The following is a 1890-nucleotide window of genomic DNA, read 5'->3' as shown; positions in this document are numbered from 1 at the left end:
GGGGAGCTTTTCGACGGGCTTGCCCAGGAGGCAGCCGGCGGCTCGGCCGAGCCAGGCCGCTTCCAGGCCGGCGGGGGACACGGCTCCGGGCCGGGAGGCGGGCCAGTCGGGACACAGTGCCTTGACCCGGTCCAGTTCGGTCGGTTCCCGGTCCGCCAGCGGGCTCGGCAGGTCGGACAGTTCGTCCAGCAGGTCTTCCGCCAGCAGGCGGAGGCAGGGGGAGGCCGGCCGGGGGGACGTGCCTGCTCGGGCCGGGGCCTCGCGGCCGCCTGCCGCTCTCCAGCGAGCCGCGATCGCCGACGGGTCGCGACCGTCCTGCGCCGCCTGGCGAAGTTCGTGGCCGATCAGGTCCTCGGGCTGGACCCAGGTCAGTCGGAGCATCTCGCGCCTCCGATCGCGGTGAACGCCCGCTCGTGGAGGCGGCGTCGCGTCACGTCGCGCTCGAAGACCTCCCGGGCCACCGCGGTGAGCGTCGCGGCCGGTTCCCAGAGGTCCAGTCGGCTCGCCTCCGCCACCGTCTTCGCCCAGTCCTCCGGGACCGGCGAACCCAGCGCACCGGCCAGCGCGCCCGCCATCGTGGCGATGGAGTCGCAGTCCCGGCCGTAGTTCACCGCGCCGAGGACGGCGTGCCGGTAGTCGCCGCCGGAGACGAGCAACATGCCGAGTGCGACGGGCAGCTCCTCGATCGCGTGCACGCGGGACGGGCGGCGTGCGGCCAGCGAGGGCGCGCGGTAGTCGGGGCCCACCGTGTCGTAGGGGGCCACCGCCTCCCGCAGCGGCGCGAGCGCCGACTCGAAGTCCGAGTACCGGGAGGCCACTTCGCAGACCGCCTCGACCGCCGCCCGGGTGCCGTCCTTCGCCAGGGACAGGCAGGCCGACACCACCGAGTCCGGCGTCGCCCCCGGCGCGCACGCCGCGGCCACCGCGGCCGCGAGGACACCGGCCGCCTCACGGCCGTACGACGACTGGTGTGCGCCCGCGACGTCCAGTGCCTCGGCGTACGCGCCCGCCGGGTGGGCCGCGTTGACCAGGCCGACCGGGGCCATGTACATCGCGGCACCGCAGTTGACGATGTTGCCGGTGCCCGCCTCCCGGGGGTCCACATGGCCGTAGTGGATTCTGGCGGCGAGCCACTTCTCCGCCAGGAAGACGCGCTGGAGCACAAGCGCCTCGGCCTCCAGTTCCGGGATCCAGCGCGGGTTCGTCATCAGGTCCGGAACCAGGTGCTCGGCGACCGAGTAGGCGTCGAGGTGGTCGCGGACCGTGCCGTACACCCGGACCAGCGCGTGGGTCATCAGGGTGTCGTCGGTGACGTGGCCGTCGCCCTTGTAGTAGGGGGCGATGGGGCGGGCGGTGCGCCAGGCGTCGCCGTTCCAGGGGCCGACGACGCCGTGGACGCGGCCGCCGTGGCGTTCGAGGATCTGCTCGGGGGAGTAGCCCTCGACCGGGCCGCCGAGCGCGTCGCCGACGGCCGCGCCGACGAGGGCGCCGGTGATGCGCTCCTCCAGGGCCGGTGTGCCGTTCTCCGCTGTGCCGTTCTCCGCCGTGCTGTTCTCCGCGGTGCCGGGTGTCCTCATGTCGCGTGTCGCCCTTCTTGTCCTGTCCGTCCTTCGCGTCCTTCACGTCTGGACGGTTGCGTGGCGTGCAGGAGTCCGGCGAGTTCGACCAGGTCGGTGCCGGTGAGACGGGGCAGTACGCAGCCGGGGAGGGTGCGGCAGGCATCCCGCCAGGACTCGGGGATCGACGTGCCGCCGCCCAGCGCACCGGTGAGGGCGCCGGCCAGCGCGGGAGCGGAGTCCGCGACCCTCGACAGACAGGCCGCCGCCGGTACGGCCTCCGCGATGCGGCCCCGGGCGGCGGTGGCCAGGGCGAGGGCGACCGGGACGGTCT

Annotated in this window: 1 protein-coding gene and 2 pseudogenes; all 3 read right to left on the bottom strand. The window is 74.6% G+C overall.

Annotation, left to right across the window (positions count from 1 at the left end; all coding sequences use genetic code 11):
• Positions 1 to 381 (bottom strand): annotated as a pseudogene (locus EBH09_RS08960) (ADP-ribosylglycohydrolase family protein); the annotation flags it as partial.
• Positions 369 to 1577: an ADP-ribosylglycohydrolase family protein gene (locus tag EBH09_RS08955; protein WP_238697247.1), complete on the bottom strand. Its 1209-nt coding sequence runs from the start codon at positions 1575 to 1577 to the stop codon at positions 369 to 371. The pseudogene EBH09_RS08960 and the gene EBH09_RS08955, both read right to left, overlap by 13 nt.
• Positions 1574 to 1890: pseudogene (locus tag EBH09_RS08950) on the bottom strand (ADP-ribosylglycohydrolase family protein); the annotation flags it as partial. The gene EBH09_RS08955 and the pseudogene EBH09_RS08950, both read right to left, overlap by 4 nt.

Origin of the sequence: Streptomyces sp. E2N166 (genome assembly GCF_003671715.1) — a bacterium.
Lineage (GTDB): Bacteria > Actinomycetota > Actinomycetes > Streptomycetales > Streptomycetaceae > Streptomyces > Streptomyces thinghirensis.
The sequence above is the reverse complement of the archived record's forward strand: the minus strand, read 5'-3'. Positions and strand labels throughout refer to the sequence as shown.

Coding starts and splice junctions, on each gene's coding strand:
- EBH09_RS08955 (WP_238697247.1), bottom strand. CDS start 1,577: ATGAGGACACCCGGCACCGCGGAGAACAGCACGGCGGAGAACGGCACA.